Annotated in this window: 15 protein-coding genes; 1 reads left to right on the top strand and 14 read right to left on the bottom strand. The window is 71.5% G+C overall.

All coding sequences use genetic code 11. The features are described 5' to 3' along the window. Positions 1-247: 247 nt before the first annotated feature. Complete coding sequence (locus D2L64_RS24415; protein WP_119579549.1) at positions 248-1,393, bottom strand: glycoside hydrolase family 5 protein; 1,146 nt, start codon at positions 1,391-1,393, stop codon at positions 248-250. Between the two features lie 276 nt (positions 1,394-1,669). On the opposite strand from D2L64_RS24415, the gene D2L64_RS24410 reads away from it, so the two are divergent. Beyond that, the gene (locus tag D2L64_RS24410; RefSeq protein ID WP_119579548.1) at positions 1,670-2,317 is read left to right on the top strand and encodes a helix-turn-helix domain-containing protein; all 648 of its coding nucleotides are present in this window, start codon (positions 1,670-1,672) and stop codon (positions 2,315-2,317) included. Between the two features lie 142 nt (positions 2,318-2,459). Here the strand turns inward: D2L64_RS24410 and D2L64_RS24405 are convergent, their stop codons facing one another. The 13 genes from D2L64_RS24405 to D2L64_RS24345 form a co-directional block, all read right to left on the bottom strand. Then, positions 2,460-3,641, bottom strand: coding sequence for an alpha/beta hydrolase family protein (locus D2L64_RS24405; RefSeq protein ID WP_119579547.1), 1,182 nt, complete (start codon positions 3,639-3,641; stop codon positions 2,460-2,462). Then, entirely contained in the window at positions 3,638-4,648 is a 1,011-nt protein-coding gene (locus D2L64_RS24400; RefSeq protein ID WP_119579546.1) for an LLM class flavin-dependent oxidoreductase, read from the bottom strand. The genes D2L64_RS24405 and D2L64_RS24400 overlap by 4 nt, the downstream gene beginning before the upstream one ends. After that, positions 4,645-4,974, bottom strand: a complete 330-nt coding sequence (locus D2L64_RS24395; RefSeq protein ID WP_119579545.1) for a TIGR04076 family protein — start codon at positions 4,972-4,974, stop codon at positions 4,645-4,647. The genes D2L64_RS24400 and D2L64_RS24395 overlap by 4 nt, the downstream gene beginning before the upstream one ends. After that, complete coding sequence (locus tag D2L64_RS24390; protein ID WP_119579544.1) at positions 4,974-5,975, bottom strand: NADPH:quinone oxidoreductase family protein; 1,002 nt, start codon at positions 5,973-5,975, stop codon at positions 4,974-4,976. Before D2L64_RS24390 ends, D2L64_RS24395 begins: the two co-directional genes overlap by 1 nt. Continuing rightward, the gene (locus D2L64_RS24385) at positions 5,972-6,385 is read right to left on the bottom strand and encodes a nuclear transport factor 2 family protein (protein ID WP_119579543.1); all 414 of its coding nucleotides are present in this window, start codon (positions 6,383-6,385) and stop codon (positions 5,972-5,974) included. The genes D2L64_RS24390 and D2L64_RS24385 overlap by 4 nt, the downstream gene beginning before the upstream one ends. Further along, positions 6,382-7,632, bottom strand: a complete 1,251-nt coding sequence (locus tag D2L64_RS24380; RefSeq protein ID WP_119579542.1) for an amidohydrolase family protein — start codon at positions 7,630-7,632, stop codon at positions 6,382-6,384. The genes D2L64_RS24385 and D2L64_RS24380 overlap by 4 nt, the downstream gene beginning before the upstream one ends. Continuing rightward, positions 7,629-9,314 carry a hydantoinase B/oxoprolinase family protein gene (locus D2L64_RS24375; RefSeq protein WP_119579541.1) on the bottom strand — a complete coding sequence of 562 codons (1,686 nt, stop codon included), beginning with the start codon at positions 9,312-9,314 and terminating at the stop codon, positions 7,629-7,631. The genes D2L64_RS24380 and D2L64_RS24375 overlap by 4 nt, the downstream gene beginning before the upstream one ends. Beyond that, the gene (locus tag D2L64_RS24370) at positions 9,311-11,362 is read right to left on the bottom strand and encodes a hydantoinase/oxoprolinase family protein (protein ID WP_119579540.1); all 2,052 of its coding nucleotides are present in this window, start codon (positions 11,360-11,362) and stop codon (positions 9,311-9,313) included. The genes D2L64_RS24375 and D2L64_RS24370 overlap by 4 nt, the downstream gene beginning before the upstream one ends. Beyond that, positions 11,359-13,407 (bottom strand): dipeptide ABC transporter ATP-binding protein, encoded by a 2,049-nt coding sequence (locus tag D2L64_RS24365; RefSeq protein WP_119579539.1) that lies wholly within the window; start codon positions 13,405-13,407, stop codon positions 11,359-11,361. The genes D2L64_RS24370 and D2L64_RS24365 overlap by 4 nt, the downstream gene beginning before the upstream one ends. Before the next feature lie 2 nt (positions 13,408-13,409). Next, on the bottom strand, positions 13,410-14,285 hold the full coding sequence (locus tag D2L64_RS24360) for an ABC transporter permease (RefSeq protein ID WP_119579538.1): 876 nt from the start codon (positions 14,283-14,285) through the stop codon (positions 13,410-13,412). Further along, on the bottom strand, positions 14,285-15,295 hold the full coding sequence (locus D2L64_RS24355) for an ABC transporter permease (protein WP_119579537.1): 1,011 nt from the start codon (positions 15,293-15,295) through the stop codon (positions 14,285-14,287). The genes D2L64_RS24360 and D2L64_RS24355 overlap by 1 nt, the downstream gene beginning before the upstream one ends. Before the next feature lie 20 nt (positions 15,296-15,315). After that, positions 15,316-16,971: an ABC transporter substrate-binding protein gene (locus D2L64_RS24350; RefSeq protein WP_119579536.1), complete on the bottom strand. Its 1,656-nt coding sequence runs from the start codon at positions 16,969-16,971 to the stop codon at positions 15,316-15,318. 432 nt (positions 16,972-17,403) lie between these two features. After that, positions 17,404-19,032, bottom strand: a complete 1,629-nt coding sequence (locus D2L64_RS24345; protein ID WP_119579535.1) for a hypothetical protein — start codon at positions 19,030-19,032, stop codon at positions 17,404-17,406. Between the last annotated feature and the right edge of the window lie 322 nt (positions 19,033-19,354).

Here is a 19,354-nt window from a genome sequence, read left to right as displayed (position 1 = left end):
TAAGTGCTAACTCGGGGCGGGGCTGCGGGCGCAGCGAAGGTCTAGCTAGGTCCGTGTCTCGAGGTCGGGTGCGGCGGGCCGGTGATCGATAGACGGCATTGGATGATCCGTGCTGGCGCCGTGGCTGGCAGCCCCGGGAGAGGGTTACCTTCAGAGCGTTGATTTCATGGTGAAATAAAAATTTCAGGGTGAAATCACGCCTACCCGCGGGTCTGCCTCCGGCCAGCCGAACTGCGTCGTCGGCTAGCTAGCCGTTGGGGTTGCCGACGCCGGTGCGGATCCGGCTACGCAGGTACCGGCCCGCTTCGGTCAACACCTCGTTGCCCGTGAAGTCGGTGCCCGCGCAGGTGCCCGGCAGGAAGGTCGAGTTGGTCTCCCGGCCGTCGGAGAAGCTCCACATCGCATACGAGATCCTGGCGTCCTTGAGCAGGTCCAGCCAGGCGGTGGTGCTGTCGAAGTCGTTGTCACCGTCGCCGGTGAAGGTCTGGGTGCCGAACTCACTGACGAACAGGGGCAGGCTCCGCGCGGCGCGGGCCACCACCGCACGCCGGTCCGCGCCGTGCGAGGCGGCGTAGAAGTGGAACGTGTACATGATGTTGTCGAAGGTGACCGGATCGTCGATGATCTCGGTCTCGTCGCTGCCGTCGCTCAGGCCCAGGGAGGAGAAGCCGCGGGTGCCGACCAGCACGACGCTCTCCGGCGCGTTGTCGCGGATCACCGGGATGACCTCGTCGGCGTACGCCTTGATACCGGCCCAGCTGACCCCGTTCGGCTCGTTGGCGATCTCGTAGATCACGTTGTTCTTCGCCGCGTGCGTGCTCGTCACCTCCGCGAAGAAGCTCTTCGCCAACTCCAGGTTGATGTTCGGGTCACCAGGAGTGAGCACGTGGAAGTCCACGATCACGTAGAGCCCCAGCGCGGTGGCGTCGTCGACGAGCCCGTTCACCTTGGCGGTGAAGCCGACCGGGTCGGTCTCCAGGCCGCCCTCCTGCGCGTACATCGACAGCCGGATGACGTCGGCCCGCCAGTCGTCGCGCAGCGCCACCAGCGAGTCGGTGTTCACGCAGTCCGGGAAGAACTGCAGGCCGTGGCTGCTCATGCCGCGCAGTTGGATCGCCTCACCGGCCTCGTTGCACAGCTGCACACCACAGACGCTGAGCCGACCGTGCACCGCCACCGGCGTGTCCGCCGGAGCCTGCGGCGCTGGCCCGGCCACGACGGGCGCGCTGGTAACCGGCGCGGCAGTGGCAGGTGGCGGCGCGGCCGGCACGTCCTCGCCGGCCGAGGCGACACCCAGTCCGACACCGAGCGCGAGAACCGCGACCCCGGCGACCGTGCCGAGCCGCCACCGCCGAGATTGCGTACGAGACCTGCCGTACCTCGATCTGTCCATCGGAGCCTGCCCCTTTCGCCGGGTTCACCACATCCGCTACTGAGATGGATACGAAGGCCCCACATCGACGGATCAGATCGCCGGAGGAAAGTCAGATCGAGCTGCCGCAGGACCTCTTCGACCCGGGCTTCGCCGAGTACCTCGTCGGGTCGCGTTTCGGGGTCCGTCCCGCGCACCCGAGATGTGCCGGTCGGCCTCGCGGGGCGGGGGCCGTGTTCGATAGGATTGAACACCGCTGGTGGAGCGGCTTCCGCCGGCGGTAACAGGAGGTGCCGCGTGCGGTCGTTGGAGAGTCACCCGGTGCCGGAGCAGGCCCGCACCGACCAGAAGGTCGACGGCGAGACGCCGGCCGGCCTGGTCGGTGCGCGGATTCGCCAGTTCCGCAAGGAACGCGGGTTGACGTTGCGGGGACTGGCCGCCCGGGCCGGCCTGTCGATCGGCTTCCTGTCGCAGGTCGAGCGGGGCATCTCGGCGATCGGCCTGACCGCGCTCGGCAGCGTCGCCAAGGCGCTGGACCACTCGGTGGGCGACTTCTTCGACAACGGGGCCGACCCGGCCGGTGGCGCCGTCACCCCGCTGCCCAGCCACTTCACGCTGACCAGGGCGGAGACCAGCACCACCACCCAGTACGTCTCCGGGCAGCAGACCTACCGGATGCTCTCCGAACGCGGCCCCGACCTGCGGCTCGAACCGATGCTGGTGAGCATCGCGCCCGGCGGGCGGCGGGAGAACGCGTACGGGCATGCCGGTGAGGAGTTCGCGTACGTCATCTCCGGCGAGCTGCTCTACGAGGTCGACGGCGTGGAACACCGGCTGCGCCCCGGTGACAGCGTGCATCTGCGTTCGTCCGTGCCGCACCGGATGTACAACGACACCGACAGCGTCACCACGGTCGTCTCGGTCGTCACACCCCGGCTGTTCTAACCAGGTCGGTCAACGACCGGGCCGCGGGATCTGTTCACCGTCATGAAACATGCCGGTGTCCGGTGTCTGCCGGGCGGGCCAGCTACCGGGCGGGCAAGCTGCCGGGCGGGCCAGCTGCCGGGCGGGCCAGCTGCCGGGCGGGTCAGCTGCCGAGCCGGTCGATGCGGCGGTCGACCTCGGCGAGGGTGGCCTGCCAGATGGTCGAACCGGGATCGATGACGTCGAAGTGGTCACCGGGCAGTTCGAGATGGGTCAGATCGTCGCCGGCCGCTCGGGCCGCCGCCGCGTAGCGCCGGTTGCTGTCGACGAGATCGAGGCTGTCGGCGGTGCCCTGCACGAGCACGGTGGGTACGCCCAACGGCAGCCGGGCCAGCGGGTCGCTCGTGGCGTACCGCCGAGGGGTCGTCTCCGGGGTGCCGCCGAGCGCGGCGGCGACGGCGCCCTCACCGAGCTGTCGACGCTCCCCCTCGACCAGGTCGACCACCCCGGCCAGCGACACCGCCACCGCCACCCGAGGACTGGCGGCGACCGCACCGCGCCGACCCGACGACCCGCCCCGCTCGGCGGCGGCCAGGTCGGCGGCAGCCAGGTCGGCGGCGGCGCGCAGGGCCAGTTGGCCGCCGGCCGAGTGACCCAGCACGACGACCCGACCAAGGTCCAGGGCACCGCGGTCGGCGATGCCGGTCAGCGCGGCGACGGCGGCAGCCACATCGGCGGTGGTGGCGTCCCAGCCGTGCCGGTCGGGCCGCCGATACTCCACATTCCAGGAGGCGTACCCACGGGCGGTGAGGTCGACGGCGAGGGCGTCCATCAGGTCGGCGCCCCACACCGACCGCCAGAAACCGCCGTGCAGCAGTACCGCGACCGCAGGTGGGCGGGGTTCGCGGGAGGTGCCCGGGACGGACTCGCGCGGAGTCGGCAACCGCAGGTCACCCCACTGGTCGGCCTGACTGCCGTAGGCGAGCCGGGTGGCCGGTGTGCGCCGCCGGTGCACGGCGTGGCGGATCGCCCAGGCCAGGCCCCAGATGCCCCGGCCCTGTAGGTGGACCGCGCCGGGTACGACGGGCTGCACGGTCGGGTCGTACCAGACCACCTCGGGTGTCGCCGTGATCACAGCTCGCGCCGTCGGGGTGGGGCCGGGCAGCACCACCAGCGGCGGCGGCGTCGCCGCGACCAGGGCGGCCAACTCGGCCGCCGAGCCGGCCACGACCAACCGGCCGGCGACACCGAGCGCCGTGGCCGTGCCGGCGGTGAGGGTTTCCAGCAGGTCGAGGTCGGCCACCAGGTCGGGACCGGTCACGACGACGACCTCCACCTCGGTCACCCCCGTCCTCGACGCAGCAGGGGCAGCACGGCGGCACCGAGCAGTTCCACGCCCCGCTCGTCGGTCAACCCGTGCGGGGTGCCGAACTCGACCCGCCGGACACCGGCGTCGATGAGCCGCTGGGCCTGCGCGGCGACCTGCTCGGGAGTGCCGGAGAAGGCGAACCGGTCGAGCACCCCGTCCGGGATGAGACGCCCGGCGGCCTCGTGCTCGCCCGCGTCGACCAGCTGTCCGACCTGGGCGACCAGGCCGTCGGGCAGGACGACCGTCGGGTCCAGGTCGGCCACGACCGCGAGGTACATGGCGACTTCGGTGCGGGCCCGGGCGCGGGCCGCCGCACCGTCGGTGTCGACCACCGTCACCGCGCCGAACACGATGCCGATGGCGTCGACGTCGCGGCCGACCGCGTCCGCGCCGACCCGGATCCGGTCGCGGACGATCGGCACCAGGTCGGGGTTGGCGGTGCCGCCGACCTTGAGTTCGTCGGCGATCCGGCCGGCCAGCGCCGCCCCGCGCGGACCCCAGGCGCCGAGCAGCAGCGGCGGATCGGGTCGGTGCACGGCGTAGCGCAGCGCGGTGCCGGGGGCCAGGGTGAAGACACTTCCCTGGTAGCCGGACCGGTCGCCGCGCAGCAGCCGGTAGACGACCGCCGTCGCCTCCTCGATGGTGGCCAGCGGCTTCGGCTGGGGCAGGCCGACCGCACCGAGCCAGGTGCCCCGGGCCAGGCCCAGGTAGGCCCGCCCGTGCGAGGCCAGGTCCAGGGCGGCGAGCTGTCCGGCGATCTCGTACGGGGCCAGCGAGTACGGATTGAGGCAGGCGGGGCCGAGACGTACCCGGTCGGTCGCCTGGGCGATCTCCAGCAGGGCGAACAGCGGCGGCTGGTACATCAGGTCACCGAAGACGGTCAGCACGTCGAAGCCGTACGACTCGGCGGCCCGGGCCAGCCGGGCGTACGCGCCCGCCGGTTTGTCGCCCTGTAGACCGAGTCCGATCTCGACGCCGGTCATGTCAGGTCGGCCGAGTTCATGGTCCGGCGGCAGGTCCGTTCGACCTTCATGACGAGCCGCTCCTCGGGGTCGGGGCAGGCGAAGTGCGAGTCCTGGGCGAGCCAGTCACCGGCGGCCAGGTCACGCTGTTTGGCGGCGAGGAAGGGAAGGACGGCGGCGAGGGCGTAGACGCAGAAGTGCTTGCCCTCCGGCAGCCGCAGGTGGGCACTGTTGACCAGCTCGAACGAGTCGCCGGTGGCCATACCGCAGACCGATCGGCCCTCGATGCGGTCCACCGTCACCTTCAGGTCGTAGATCTCCATGTCGCCGTCGGTGCTGTCAGCCATCACTGCTCTCCTTCGTCGAGCCGTACGATGATCTTTCCGGTGGTCCGGCGGCTGGCCAGGTCGTCGAGGGCCTGCGGCGTCTGCGCCAGGGACACCACCCGGGCGACCGGTGGGCGGACCGCGCCGGCCGCGCAGAGGTCGAACAGCGTCTGGTAGGCCGCGCGTACCGCCGCCGGCCGACGCCACGGGTACGTCGAACCCCAGGAGAGCCCGACCAGGTCGGCGTTCGCGGCGATCAGCCGGGCCGGGTCCACCGGCGGTGGTGCGCCACCGGCCGCGCCGACGGTCACCAGCCGGCCCTCGAACGCGAGACAGTCGAGGGATCGGGCGAGCACGTCACCACCGACCGGGTCGATCACCACGTCGACGCCCTGCCCGCCGGTGGCCTCCCGCACGACGGCCACGAAGTCCTCGCTGGTGTAGTCGACGGCGACCGCGGCGCCCTCCGCCCGGCAGAGCGCCGTCTTGGCCGGGCTGCCGGCGGTGGCGATGACCCGCGCGCCCCGGGCGACGGCCAACTGGGTGACGGCGATACCGACGCCACCGGCACCGGCGTGCACCAGCACGACGTCGCCGGCGGTGACCCGCGCCCGCTCCAGGGCGAACCAGGCCGTCTGGTAGGTGACCGGCAGCGCCGCGGCGATCGTCGGTTCCATCGTGGGCGGTCGAGCCACCACCAGCGTCGCGTCGACGGTGACGGTGCTGCCGAGCGCGCCGCGGGGCAGGGCCGGGCAGGCGATCACCTCCTGCCCCAACAGCTGCTCCGCACCGGGACCGGCCGCGACGATCCGACCCGCCGCCTCGACTCCCGGGGTCATCGGCGGCTCTGGGCGCACCGGATACTCGCCCCGACAGAGCGACACGTCGAGGAAGTTCAGGCCGACGGCCCGTACCGCGAGTTGCACTTCGCCGGGGCCGGGCGGCGGGTCGTCGGGCAGCTCGGCCACCGACAACACCTGCGTGGGCTCACCGGTGCGGTACGCGACCAGTCGGCGGATCATCGTGTCTCCTCCTGGTCGCGCAGCAGTTCGGCGTGGTGGTGCACGATCAGCCAGCGGCCGCCGACGCGCCGCAGCACGTCGGTGACCCGGGTGGCCGACAGCGGCTGGTCGGGATGGGACCGGGCGAGCAGCACGTACCGGGCCACGGCGGTCGCCCCCCAGACGTCGATGTGCTTGTCGCGGGCCACCAGCAGGGCCAGTTGGGGCCGTTGCCCGGACGCGTCGCGGCTGTTGCGGTAGGCGTCCAGTTCCGCCCGGCTCCGCAACGGACCGGGCAGGTGGGTCTCCCAGGTGGTCACGTCGGCGTGCAGGTGCCCGTCGAAACGCCGCCGGTCGCCGGCCAGGAACGCCGCGTACAGGTCGTCGATCAGCGCGGCGACGGCCGCCTCGTCGGCGGCCACGAACGTCACGGCACACCTGCCCGGTCGTCGCGGGCGACCCGGCCGCCCGTCATCACCCACCGCACTCCCCGGAACGCCGAGGTGTCGGCGAGCGGGTCGCCGTCCATGGCGATCAGGTCGGCGAGCTTGCCGTCCTGCACCGTGCCGAGGTCCGCCTCGGCGCCCAACCAGCGGATCGGTCCCCGGGTGCCGGCGTGGATCGCCCGCGCCGGCCCGATGCCCTCGGCGAGGTACTCCAGTTCACGGACGGTGGCGTTGGTGCCCTCGAAGTCCCAGAACGGGGGCATGTCGCTGCCGAGCAGCACCTCCACCCCGGCCTCCACCGCCATCGCGAAGCTTTCCAGGTGCCGGGGACCGGCGCCCAACGAGCGGCACTGCATCCACTCCGGCACGCCGAGTTCGTCGAAGAACGCCTTGCAGCGGGTGACCAGCAACGTCGGCACCAGGGCGGTGCCCCGCTCGGCCATCCGGGTCACCACCTGCGGGGTGAGTTGGTAGCCGTGTTCCACACAGTCCAGGCCCAACTCCACCGCGGTGGCGATCACCTCGGCCGGGCCGGCGTGCGCGGTCACCTTGCGACCCCAGGCGTGCGCCGTCTCCAGCACGGCCGCCAGTTCGTCGGCGAACAGCTGCGGGGTGTGGATGCCCTCGTGTTCCCCGGCGATGCCACCGGAGATCATCACCTTGATCAGGTCCGCGCCGGCCTTGATCTGGCTGCGTACGCCACGCCGGAAGCCGACCGGGCCGTCACACTCCAGGGTGTCGTTGCTCTCGTGGCCGTGGCCGCCGGTGCAGACCAGGGCCCGGCCGGCGGTGTGGATACGCGGGCCGGGGATCCGGCCGGCCGTGATGGCCCGGCGCAGGGCGAAGTCCGCGTGGTCCTTCTCCGCCACGCAGCGCACCGTGGTCACTCCACAGTGCAGGGTGCGCCGGGCGCCGTCGGCCATGTAGTGGGCCAGGTCGTACGGGCCCATGGTTTTAACGTTGTCGCCGCCGGTGCCGGGCAGCGACAACGAGAAATGGGTGTGCATGTTGACCAGTCCGGGAGTCAGGTACGCCCGGTCGAGGTCCAGTTCGGTCACCGGGCCGGCGGCCCGGGCCTGCGCCGCCACCCCGGCGTACGGGCCGACGGCGGCGATCCGGTCGCCGCGTACCCAGACTCCCGCGTCGGGCACGGGGGCCAGGCCGTCCAGGACGCGGGCGTCGAGGACGGTGCAGTTGGCCAGCAGCAGGCTGGGCGGACTGGTGTCGGTCATCGCGGCTGCACCCCGTAGACGTCGCGGGCCGCCTGTGCGGAGACATACCCCTCGGCCACGTCGTGACGGACCGCCTCCGGATCCCGTAGCGCCGGATCACCATGCCCACCACCACCAGCGGTCAACAACGACACCCGATCACCCGCCACCACCGACGTCCGACGCGTACTCACCCGCGCCTCCCGATCCGTCCCGGGGAAGACCACCACCTGATTCGGCTCCGGCGACAACCCACCCGCCAACGCCCACGGCGCACTCCGCGTCTTCTTGATCACCGACAGAAACTCCCCCGCCGACACGAACCGAATGTCCCGCCGCAACCCACACCCACCCCGGAACCGCCCCGCACCCCCCGAATCCGTCCGGATCTCCACCCGCTCGAAGAACATCCCGGTGCGGGCCTCCATCACCTCGATGGGGGTGCCCCGGCCGGTGCTGCCGGAGACGTGGGTGGCGGCCTCCATCCCGTCGTGCTCGGGCGTGCCGCCCCAGCCGACCAGGTCGTTGTTGCTCACCGCGAAGATCCGGCCGGTGTCCGGATGCGCGCCGACCATCATGAACCCCGGCACATCACCACCACTGGACGCCGGCAACCGATCCGGCATCCCCTGCGCCAACGCCTTGAGGATCAGCTCGACGGCGACGATGCCGGTCCACAGCGTGAAGGTCGGCTGCGGGTAGACGGCGTGGAACAACGTGCCGGGCTCCGCGCGTACCTCCAGCGGTGCGACCGTGCCGGCGTTGGAGGGTTCGTCCGGCGAGGTGAGCGACTTGAGGATGACCTTGCAGATCGCCTCGGTGGCACCGAACGGCATGTTGATCGGGCCCCGGGTGGCCGGCGCGGAGCCGGCGAAGTCGACGGTGAAGGTGCCGTCGGCGATGGTCACGGTGGCCCGCATCTTCACCGGTTCATCGGTGATGCCGTCGTCGTCGACCCAGTCCTCGGCGCTCCAGGTGCCCTGCGGCAGGGCGGCGAGCGCGGCCCGGGTACGGGCCTCGCCGTCGGCGATGATCCGGTCGACGGCAGCGGCCACGGTGTCCCGGCCGAACTTGTCGATGATCTCCAGCAGTCGGCGTTCGCCGGTACGCAACGCGGCGATCTGCGCGTGCAGATCCCCCAACACCGCCGCCGGCATCCGCGAGTTGAACCGGATCAACTCATGGATCTCCCGCACCGGCACCCCCCGGGACACCACCTTCGTCCCCGGAAAGATCAACCCCTCCTGATGCATGTCCGTCGAATCCAACACATAACCCGGATCCTTCGCCCCCAGATCCATCCAGTGCGCCCGGACGCAGAGGAAGCCCACCAGGTCGCCGTCGGCGTCGACGTCGGCCGGGTCGGGCCGGAAGACCGGCGCGAACAGGGTCGCGTCGTAGGCGTGCGCGGCGTTCCAGTACGGATAGTTCAGCAGCACCACATCACCCCGGTGCAGGTTCTCCCGACCCACGTACGCCACCCCCTTGGCCAGCGAGTAGTCGTTCGCCCCGAGGAAGAAGGTCAGCCCGGTGGCCTCGGCGACCAGCCGCAGGTCCGCGTCGTAGATGGACAGGCCGAAGTCGTGCACCTCGTAGATCACCGGGTTGAACGAGGTCCGGATCAGCGTGGCCCGCATCTCCTCGGCCGCCGACAGCAGATAGCTGCGGACCACCTCGACCTGCGCGCCGTCCAGGGCGGTCATGCGGCCTCCTCCAAGGTCACCAGCAGGTAGCGGTGCTCGTCGACGGTGACCCGCTGGCCGCTGGGCACCACCGTGGTCGAGGTCCCCTCGTCGACGAGGGCCGGACCGGCGAACGTGTCGCCCGGTTCCAGCGCGGCCCGGTCGTACACGGCGAACGGCACCACCGCGCGCTGCCCGAAGTCGTACGCGTCCCGAGGGGTCAGCAACGCCCGGGACGGGTCGCCGTCACCGCGCGGGTGGCTGCCCAACTCCGGTCGGGCGGTCCGCCCGATGCCACGCACCCGCAGGTTGAGCAGTTGCAGCGGGTTGTCCATGGTGTGGCCGTACCGGGCCCGGTGCAGCTCGTCGAAGGCGGCCCGCACCGCGTCGCGGTCCACCGCGCGCCCGACGGTGACCATCAGGCTGTGTTCCTGGCCGAGATACCGCACCTCGAACTGCCGCTCCAACACGGCCTGCCCGCCGGGCACACCCTGCGCCACCAGCGACGCCACCGCCTCCGCCTCGACCGCCTTGAACAACTGCTCCAGGTCGGCCAGTTCCACGTCGTCCAGGGCGGCCATCACCGTGCGGCTGAAGTCGTTGACGATGTCCGCCGACAGCATCCCCCAGGCGGAGAAGCCCGACGGCGCGAACGGCACCACCACCTCACCGATGCCCATCTCCCGGGCCAGCAGCGGTGCCAGCAGCGGCCCGGCGCCACCGAAGGCGAGCAGCGAGAAGTGTCGGGGGTCGTGCCCCCGCTCGACGGTGATCTGCCGGACCGCGCCGACGGTACGGGCCAGCAGCACGTCGAAGACACCGGCCGCCGCGCCCGCCTCGGTCAGGCCCAGCGGTTCGGCCAACTGCTCCCGGACGGCCGCGCGGGCGCCCGCGTCGTCCAGCCCCATGGTGCCGGCGAGGAACCGCTGCGGATCCATGTAGCCGAGCACCACCGCCGCGTCGGTGACGGTCGGCCGGGTGCCGCCGCGCCCGTAACAGACCGGCCCCGGCTCGGCCCCCGCGCTCTGCGGCCCGACCTTGAGCAGGCCGCGGTCCAGCCAGGCGATCGAACCGCCACCGGCCCCGATGGTACGGATGTCGTACGTCGGGATGAGCAGCGGAAAGTGCTCCAGTTGGGCCTCGTACGCGGCGACCGGACTGCCGTGTTCGATGACGCAGGCGTCCAGCGAGGTGCCGCCGATGTCGAAGGTGAGCAGCCGCTCGCGCCCCAGTTCGGAAGCCAGGTACGCGGCGCCGACGATGCCGCCGGCCGGACCGGAGAGCACGGTGTGGGTGGGAGACGTCTTCGCCACCGTGCTGGTCATCGAGCCGCCACCGGACCGCATGATCAGGAACCGGCCGGCGAAGCCCCGATCGGCCAGGCCGGACTCCAACTCGTCGACGTACCGTTCGAAGATCGGCCGGATGTACGCCTCCAGCACGGTGGTGCTGGTCCGCTCGTACTCGCGGTACTCCCGCACGATGTCGGTGGAGAGCGACAGGCTGACCTCGGGGTGTTGCTCCCGGATCAGCCGGGCGGCCTCCCGTTCGTGGCTCGGGTCGAGAAACGAGTGCAGGAAACAGATGGCGATCGAGGTGACCTGGTGTTCCTCGACCAGGGTACGGGCGGCGGCCCGCACGCTCTCCGGATCCAGCTCCTCCACCACCTGACCCCGGTGGTCCAGCCGGCCCCGGACACCGGCGGTGAAGCGGCGCTGCACCAGGCTCGGCGGTCGCTGGTACTGGAAGTCGTACATGTGCTGCGGCGGCACGTTGCCCCGGCCGAGCAGGAAGATGTCGCGGAATCCCTCGTTGGTGATGATGCCGGTACGCCCACCACGTCGCTCCAGCACCGCGTTCAGCCCGAGGGTGGTGCCGTGGATGAACAGCTCCACCTCGGACAGGTCGGTGCCGAGCGCGGTGATCGCGGCGAGCACCCCGTCGGCGGGACGGGCCGGCGTGGTGGACGCCTTGCGGAACCGCACCCGGTTGGTGCGGGTGTCCAGTTCCATCGCGTCGACGAAGGTGCCGCCGATGTCGACGGCCAGCCGGATGGGGCGAGGTGTCATGGGGTGGCGGCCTGCTTTCCGATCAGGGCGTCGAGTTCCGGGATCCGCCAACAGGCGGCCCGGCTCGCGCCGTACGGCTGGAGGTGTTGCGGCTGCGACCGGCAGGTGTCGGTGACGAAGGGACAGCGGGCGGCCAACGCGCAGCCGGTGGCGGCGTCGCCCTCCTCCAGTTCCCGCACCAGCTCGACGGCGGCGGCACCGGAGGTCGGCTCCCCACCGAGGCGCGCGGCGCTGGCCAGCAACGCCCGGGTGTACGGGTGCCGGGGACTGTCGAAGACGACGTCGACCGGTCCTTCCTCGACCACCCGGCCGAGGTAGAGCACCGCGACCCGGTCGGCGAAGCCCCGGACGGTGGCCAGGTCGTGCGAGATGAAGACCGAGGCCCGGTCGGTGTCGGCGGTCACGTCGGCGATCACGGCGAGGATCTGTGCCTGCACGGTGACGTCGAGGGCCGAGGTCGGCTCGTCGAAGACGATCAGATCGGGCTCGCCGACCAGGGCACGGGCGATGCCGACGCGTTGTGCCTGCCCGCCGGAGAGTTCGTGCGGGTACCGCCGCAGGATGGACCGGTCGAGTTCCATCCGGTCCAGTACCGCCGCGACGCGGGCCTGTCGCTGCGCGGCGGAGAGGCCGGCGGCGCGCAGCGGCTCGGCGATGGAGTCGCCGACCCGGCGGCGGGGGCTCAGCGAGCCGATCGGGTCCTGGAAGACGAACTGGGCGCGGGTCCGCAGCCGGCGTAGTGCCCGTCCGCGGGGCGTGGGTCGGCCCGGCTGCCGCACCAGGGACTGCCCGGCGACGCTCACCGTGCCGGAGGTGGGGGCGACCAGCCCCATGATGAGCTTGGCCAGGGTGCTCTTGCCGCAGCCGCTCTCGCCGACCACCCCCAGGGTCTCCCCCGGTGCCAGGCGCAGGCTCACCCCGCGCAACGCGTGGTGACCACCGGAGCCGAACCGGCTGCGGTAGACGACGTGCACGTCGTCGATCTCCAGCACGGCGGGGCCCGGGACGGCCGCGTCACCGGCCACCGGAGCGGGCGTCGGCGACGCGGTGGACCGCTCCGCCGGCTCCACGGCGGGAGCGACCGGTCCGCTCTGCGGGTGGAAACAGGCCAGGGACCACTCGTCGGTCCGACGGCCGGCCATCGGGGTGGCCGGCGGGCGGCGGGTGGTGCAGGTGTCGTCGGCGTGCGCGCAGCGGGCCGCGAACGGGCAGTGCCGCGGCGCGCGTTGCAGCAGCGGCATCGCGCCGGGGGTGGCGACGACCGGTCGACCACCGACGTCCGGTACCGAACGCAGCAGCGCCCGGGTGTACGGGTGCGCCGGTTCGGCGAAGATCTGCCCGGCCGGTCCGGCCTCCACCACGGTGCCGGCGTAGAGCACCACCACCCGGTCGCAGATCTCGGCAATCGAGGCGAGGTCGTGGGAGATCAGCAGGACGCTGCGGCCGTCCACGTCGGCGGCGTGCCGGAACTGGCGCAGGATCTCCCGGGTCAGGGTCACGTCCAGGCCGGTGGTCGGCTCGTCGGCGATCAACAACCCGGGGGCGCAGCCGGTGGCCAGCGAGATCATCACCCGTTGGGCCATGCCCCCGGACAGCTCGTGCGGGTAGGCGTCCAGCCGGCGCTGCGGGCTGCGGATGCCGACCGCCTCGAACAGCTCCCGGGCGGCCTCCCGGGCCCGCCGCGGGGACATCTCCTGGTGGGTGACGAGCCGGTCGCTCAGCTGACGACCGACGGTCCGGGTGGGGCTGAGCGCGCCGCGCGGGTTCTGGAAGCAGATGGCCGCGCCCCGGCCCCGGTGGGCGGCCAGCGCCGCCGGGTCCATCCGCAGCACGTCGGCGTCGCCGAAGCGGACCTGCCCGGTGGCCTGCGCGCCGGTGGGCAGCAGCCCCACCACGGCGCGGGCGACCATGCTCTTGCCGCCGCCGCTCTCCCCCACCAGACCCACCACCTCGCCGGGGCGTACGGCGAAGGTGACGTCGGTGAGCGCGGCGACCTGCCGGTCGGCGCGGTGGATGAGCACGGAGAGGTTCTCGATGGACAGCATGGTCACCGCCGCTTCGCGTTCGCGCGTTCCTGCAGGCCCTCGCCGAGCAGGCTGAAACCCAGCACGGAGACGAACAGGGCCAGGCCGGGCGGCACGCTGGTCCACCATCGGCCACCGACCACGTCCGCGGCACCGAGGCTGATCATGGCGCCCCACTCGGCCTCCGGGATGCTGACGCCCAGGCCGAGGAAGGAGAGCCCGGCCAGGGTGAGCATCGCCCAGCCGCAGTTGAGCGGGGCGATCACCCGGACCGGGGTGAGGCTGTTGGGCAGCAGGTGCCGCCAGAGCACGCCGACCGTGGAGGCGCCGGAGGTCACCGCGGCGTCGACGAACGGCAACTCGCGCTGGGTGCGTACCTCGGCGCGGACCAGTCGCGCGTACGCCGGTGCGTTCACCGCCGCGATGGTGATGATCAGGTTGACGGTGCCGTTGCCGAGCAGGGCGGCCACCGCCAGGGCGAGGATGAAGGTGGGGAACGCCTGGAAGATGTCGACCACCCGCATCAGCACGTCGTCGAGCCAGCCGCCGAGGTAGCCGGCGACCAGGCCGAGCAGCGTGCCGACCAGCACGGCGAGGGCGACGGCGGCCACCGCGATGCCCAGGTCCAGCCGGGCGGCGTAGAGCACCCGGCTCCACACGTCCATGCCGTTGGTGTCGGTACCCAGCGGGTGCGCGCCCCCGGGCGCGGCCAGGGTGGCCGCCGGGTCGATCTCGGTCGCGCCCCACGAACTCAACAGCGGCGCGGCCAGCGCCGCCATCGCGACCACCGCCAGGATGGCCGCACCGGTGATGATCAGTAGTCGGGCGAAGCGGTCGTCGCGGCTGCGGGTCACGCGTGCGGTGGCGCCCGTGGCACCGGCGGCCCTCAGGTCGGCCATCAGATCCTCACTCTCGGGTCGAGAATCGCGTGGACCACATCGGCGATGAGGAAGACCAGCACGTAGCAGAGCGCGATCACCAGGACGGACGCCTGGACCACCGGATAGTCGCGGTAGAGCAGGCCGCGCAACGCCCACTGGCCGAAGCCCTGCCAGGAGTAGACGTACTCGACCAGGACGGTGGAGCCGATGGCGGTGCCGAAGACGAGCGCGGCCAGGGCCGGCAGCCGCACCAGGGTCGAGCGCATCAGGTAGCCGTGGAGCAGGGTCCGCGGCGGCAGTCCGTGCGCCGCTGCCGCCGCGTACGCCTCGGAGTTCAGCACCTCCAACGCGGACGCGCGTACGCTGCGCAGCAGCGGCGCCACCACGCCCACGACCAGGGTGAGTACCGGCAGCACCAGGTGGGCGGCGGCGCTGGAGATCGCCGGGCCGTTCGCGGTGAGCACGGCGTCGACGAGGTCGGCACCGGTGATCGGGGTGAGGTTGGCGTCCGGGTCGACCCGCCCGCTGGGGGCGGGGAACCAGCCCAGCACGCTGTAGCCGAGCAGGACCAGCATCAGACCGAGCCAGAACTCCGGAATGGAGTTGCCGACCAGGGCGAACAGGCGGATGCCGTGGTCGCCGAGGCGGTTGGCCCGCCGGGCCGACCAGACGCCGAGCACGGTGGCCACCACCAGGGCGATGGACACCGCGATGACGACGAGTTCCAGGGTGGGCCCGATCCGTAACGCCATCTCGCCGCCGACGGAGGCACCGCTCTGGATGGACGTGCCGAAGTCTCCGGTGACCAGCCCGCCGAGGTAGTCGAGGAACTGTCGCCACAGCGGCTGGTCCAACCCGAACCGGGCGCGGGCCGCGGCGGCATCCGCCTCGGTGGCGTTCTGCCCGAGGATGCTCCGGATGGGGTCGCCGGGCAGCACCCGGACCAGGAGGAACGTCAGGACGACCACCCCGAGCAGCACCGGGATGAGCTGGAGCAGTCGCCTGACGACGAAACGGAAGATGCGCATGGCGGGGTGTCTGCCCGGGTCTAGGCGGAGGCGGTCAGGTATCGCAGTCGGGCCAGGCCGTCCATGGGTTGCACCCAGCCGGCCACGGCCTCGCGCACCGGCAGGTTGAAGTTGGGCTGGCAGATCACCACCCAGGGCACCTCCGCGGCGAGGATCTGCTGCACCTGCTTCCAGAGCGCGTTGCGGGCCGACTCGTCGACGGTGGTGTGGGACTTCTCGTAGATCTGCTCGATCTCGGCGTTGGTGTAGTTGGAGTAGTTGAGGTTCGCGCCCTTGACGAAGCTGGTGGCGAGCATGTACTCGACGTCGTTGACCCAGAGCTGCCCGGAGGTGAGCTGCAGCGGGATGTTCTTGCGGGTGCGTCGCTCGCCCAGGGTGGCCGGATCCAGCGGGGTCAGCTTGAGGTTGATGCCCACCTTCGCCGCCTCGCTCTGCACCTGCACGGCGATGCGCTGTTGCTCCTCGTTGTCGGCCTCGAAGACGAGTTCCGAGTCGACCGAGCTGCGCCCGGCGGCGGAGAGGGCGGCCTTGGCCTGCTCCAGGTTGTAGGTGTACGGGTAGCCGCTCTCGTCGTACCCGGGCATGTCCAGCGGCACCGGGCTCTTGGTGGGCCGGGCGTCGCCGCCGTACACGTTGCTGATGATCTGCTCGTACGGCACCGCGTACGCCAGGGCCTTGCGGACGTTGACGTTGTCGAACGGCGCCGAGGTGACCGACATCTGGATGGCCACCTGACGGTTGCTGGCCGCCGAGATCACCTTGATCCCGTCGGCCTTGCGCAGGTCCTCGATGTCGCGCTGGCTGACGCCGAGGGCGATGTCGATGTCACCGGCCTGTAGTTGCAGCCGCTGGTTCGCGGCGGCGGGCACCACCGAGATCCGGATCGTCGGCGTCTTGGCCGGGTCGGGACCCGGGTAGCCGGTGTTGGCGGTCAGCTCGATCTCCTGGCCCTGGGTGGCCTTGGTGACGTTGTAGTAGCCGCCGGTCGGGGCGTTCTTGGCGAACCACTCCTTGGCCCAGGGGTCCTCGGCGGTGGCGTGCTTCTTGGCCTCCACCGAGTCGAAGACGTACAACGAGATCGCCTGGATCTGCCGGGTGAGGGCGCTGGGGAACTCCTGGTGGAACTCGACGGTGTACTCGTCGACTACCTTGACCTGGTCGGCGCTGGTCAGCCCGATGGTGCGGTAGATGCCGGCCACGTTGGCCTGCGCGGCGAAGGCGCGGTCCTTGGACCACTTGACGTCGGCCGAGGTCATCTCGTTGCCGCTGGCGAACTTCACCCCGCGACGCAGCTTGAGCGTCCAGACCTTCTGCGCGGCGTCCGGCTCGAAGGACTCGGCGAAGGTCGGGGTGATGTTCTGGGTGTCGAGGATCTGGCTGTCGCCCGCGTTGGTGACGCCGTAGTCGATCATGTAGGGGAAGATGTTCTTGTAGAGCATCAGCGCGGTCAGGTCGAAGCCGACGAAGTCCTGATCCCAGCTGGACAGGTAGCTCGACACCGCGATGCGCAGCGTGCTGGCGGCCGGGCCGCCCGACGCACCGGTGTCCGGCTTCGAGTCGCTGTTCGCGGCGCAGGCGCTGGTGGCGAGCAGGAGCGCGACGCCGCCGCCCAGTTGCAGCACCCCGCGGCGGGAGATGGCGGGCGAGGAGGGGCCCGCACCGGATGAACGTGCCATGAAGTAGTCCTCCTAGAACCACGAGGCAGACGGCCCGCGCAGCGGGTCCACTCGTGTTCTATCGGATTAAGTGGCAGTGAACAAGACCCCCGAACTTGTTCACTGGTGAACCGACACGATCGGCACCAGCACCCGTCCAATCAGCCGATGCGCCGCGACACAAGTGTTCACACGGGTTCACACAGCCGAAAAGATCGGCCGCTGCGGACGACGGCGGCGGTACGGCACGCGGGCCTGGCCCCGCGCCACGGGGCCAGCCGTCGATCGCGGAACACCGGCGTCCGGGTGGCGCCCGCCCGGGGGCAGACAGCACGCCGCGGCGACCACCGTCGGGCGCGCTCGATCCGTGAGCGCGCTACCGAGGCGGTCGCCGCGGCGGGCCGGATCCCGGCCGGCGTAGCGGGGGCTACCACCGACCGGGGATCACCGGTATCAGGGCTTGGTCTCGAAGGTGGGTTGGGTGGACGGCTCCCAGATCTGCGGGCTGGCGGCCACCGCCTCCTTGAGGGTGGCGTACCTGGGCTGGTCGGTCTTCTGGCCGAGCACCGCCCGGACGGCGAACTGGGCCACCCGCTCCTGCATCAGGGCGACGTTGCCCGGCCCGAAGGCGACCTCGGAGTGCGGGCCACGGACGAAGAGCAGCTCCTTGTCACCCTTGACCCGCAGGTAGGCGTTGAAGGTGGGGAACGGCCCCTGGATGCCGTCGAACAGGCCCTTGCCGAAGAACACCGCCGGCCACGAGCCGATCCCGGCCAACGGCTCCGAGGTGCCGCCCAGGCCGACGGTGTGGTTCACCTTGCGCCGCGCGGCCTCGGCCAGCCCCGGGTTGACCACCGGGAAGCCCGCCATCAGCACCGCACCCTTGACGTTGTGACCCCACGGCTTGTGGCAGGCGCGTCCGGGGGTGTCCAGCTCACACCACTTGTTGAAGTTGGCGTTCATCGCCCACTGGGTGGCCGCCGAACCCTGGCTGGGGCCGCCGAGGATGATCGGCAGCTTCTTCATGTTGTTCGGCACCAACGCGCGGACGGCGGCCTTGCCGGTGAGCTGCTTGCCGTTCGCGCCGACGATACGCACGCCGTCACCGGTGTCCAGGGCGTCGACCGCCCGCAGCATGTCCAGGCCCTGTTGCAGGATGTTGTCGCCGGAGATGCCACCGGAGATGCCGTGCCCACGCTTGTCGAAGGTGAGCACGTCGAAGCCGGCCTGGTTGAGCTTGTAGAGGTACTGCCGCCAGTGCCGGCCCGCCCACTGCTCGGTGCCGCGCGACGGGTAGGTCACGTTCTCGAACCTGCCGGTGCTCTCCGAGCGCACGTACAGCGGATCGCGGGGATCCTGGACCGTGGTGGTCTCCACCGAACGACCGCCGACGAAGATCGCCAGGGACTGGACCCGCCGACCGTTGGGCTGCTGCACGCCGGCGCCGCGCAGGTACCAGCCGCGCAGCTTCACCGGTGCGGTGATGCCCCGCTTGAGCCGCTCGTACGGTTCCGCCGGGACGGCGAACTCGAAGGTGTAGCTGTTCTTGTCCGCCGCGGCGATGCCCTCGTGGTAGGGCGCCTGGCCAAAGAAGGCCGGTCGGCGGATGTCCCGCAGGTCGACGTTGGGCGCGTGCGGATCGATCTTCCCCTGCGGGACCAGGGATCCGGTCAACCGGAACTGCGGGGGGTTGTAGTTCTGGGCGTTGGTGATCGCGGCGCACGGCGGCGCCGCCTCGCAGTTGGCCAGCATGTCCCGCAGGACCTGGTCGGAGAAGGCGTCGACCCGGTAGTCGCCCTGGTAGCCGGCCGGTTCGAGGGGCACCTGGGTGAACGGCACGCAGGTGACACCCAGGATGTCGTCGGGAACGAGGTAGCCGGGCAGCGTGGCGTTCGCGTCGATCCCGACGGGTGCGGTGCAGTCCGTCGGTGGCACCTGCTGGGCCTCACTGGGGAGCGCGAGCGGTGGGGTGGGCTTCGGCTTGGGGGCCGCCGCGGCCCCGCCGGTGGTCAGGACCGCCGCGGCCGTGAGGCCGGCCGCGAGCGGTGTCCACCAGGCCTTCCTGCGGCTGATCTGCAACATCGTCTGTTTCCCTTCGGTGGTGGGGTGGCGCCGCGGCGGGACACCGTTGCGCAGGGGGTTTGCGCGGGGTGCCGCCACGGCTGGACCACGCCGGCAGGCTAAACCGGTTTAGCCTGCCGGCGCTAGCCCCGATTTCCACCGAGACCCGAAGAGCGGACGATCGCTACGGCTTACGGCCCACCGCGCAGTACTGGTCGATCTCCCCCGGCAGCCGATCCGCCACCTCGGGACGCCAACGGGTGACCGGCACGATCGACGGAGTCGTCCCGCCCCAGCGCCTCCGATCCGATGTCGACCGATGTCGATCAGTCTCGGCAAGCTT

The organism is Micromonospora radicis, assembly GCF_003583405.1.
Classification (GTDB): Bacteria; Actinomycetota; Actinomycetes; order Mycobacteriales; family Micromonosporaceae; genus Micromonospora; species Micromonospora radicis.
The sequence above is the reverse complement of the archived record's forward strand: the minus strand, read 5'-3'. Positions and strand labels throughout refer to the sequence as shown.

Excerpts from the sequence above, each read along its gene's own strand:
- D2L64_RS24390 (WP_119579544.1), bottom strand. The coding sequence starts at position 5,975 with ATGATCCGCCGACTGGTCGCGTACCGCACCGGTGAGCCCACGCAGGTG.
- D2L64_RS24370 (WP_119579540.1), bottom strand. The coding sequence starts at position 11,362 with ATGACACCTCGCCCCATCCGGCTGGCCGTCGACATCGGCGGCACCTTC.
- D2L64_RS24395 (WP_119579545.1), bottom strand. The coding sequence starts at position 4,974 with ATGGCTGACAGCACCGACGGCGACATGGAGATCTACGACCTGAAGGTG.
- D2L64_RS24380 (WP_119579542.1), bottom strand. The coding sequence starts at position 7,632 with ATGACCGACACCAGTCCGCCCAGCCTGCTGCTGGCCAACTGCACCGTC.
- D2L64_RS24350 (WP_119579536.1), bottom strand. The coding sequence starts at position 16,971 with ATGGCACGTTCATCCGGTGCGGGCCCCTCCTCGCCCGCCATCTCCCGC.
- D2L64_RS24365 (WP_119579539.1), bottom strand. The coding sequence starts at position 13,407 with ATGCTGTCCATCGAGAACCTCTCCGTGCTCATCCACCGCGCCGACCGG.
- D2L64_RS24355 (WP_119579537.1), bottom strand. The coding sequence starts at position 15,295 with ATGCGCATCTTCCGTTTCGTCGTCAGGCGACTGCTCCAGCTCATCCCG.
- D2L64_RS24415 (WP_119579549.1), bottom strand. The coding sequence starts at position 1,393 with ATGGACAGATCGAGGTACGGCAGGTCTCGTACGCAATCTCGGCGGTGG.
- D2L64_RS24400 (WP_119579546.1), bottom strand. The coding sequence starts at position 4,648 with ATGACCGGCGTCGAGATCGGACTCGGTCTACAGGGCGACAAACCGGCG.
- D2L64_RS24375 (WP_119579541.1), bottom strand. The coding sequence starts at position 9,314 with ATGACCGCCCTGGACGGCGCGCAGGTCGAGGTGGTCCGCAGCTATCTG.
- D2L64_RS24360 (WP_119579538.1), bottom strand. The coding sequence starts at position 14,285 with ATGGCCGACCTGAGGGCCGCCGGTGCCACGGGCGCCACCGCACGCGTG.
- D2L64_RS24345 (WP_119579535.1), bottom strand. The coding sequence starts at position 19,032 with ATGTTGCAGATCAGCCGCAGGAAGGCCTGGTGGACACCGCTCGCGGCC.